The 288-nt window shown below is 70.1% G+C and carries 1 protein-coding gene; it reads right to left on the bottom strand.

The features are described from left to right. Window positions 1-288, bottom strand: a 288-nt coding sequence (locus ADK64_RS14060) for a vitamin B12 dependent-methionine synthase activation domain-containing protein (protein WP_159046232.1), incomplete at both ends; no start/stop codon positions are given.

Genomic DNA, 288 nt, shown 5'->3' with positions numbered 1-288 from the left:
ACCACGTCCCTCTCGCCGGACTCCTCCGGGCGGAAGAAGTCGGCGAGGCAGAGCCTGCGGCCCCGGCGCTGGCGCGGGAAGGTGAACCGCGTGCGCTCGATGCCCTGCTCGTCCAGGATGATCAGGTCGTCCCCCTTGGAGACACAGGGGAAGTAGCCGTGCACGACGGCCGCTTCCAGCAAGTTCTCCGTCTGGAGCCGGTCGAGCAGACCGCGCAGCCGCGGCCGGCCCTCGCTCTCCACCAGTTCCTCGTACGACGGTCCCTCGCCGGTGCGGACCTGCTTCAGC

This window comes from Streptomyces sp. MMG1121 (assembly GCF_001280015.1).
GTDB lineage: Bacteria > Actinomycetota > Actinomycetes > Streptomycetales > Streptomycetaceae > Streptomyces.
The sequence above is the reverse complement of the archived record's forward strand: the minus strand, read 5'-3'. Positions and strand labels throughout refer to the sequence as shown.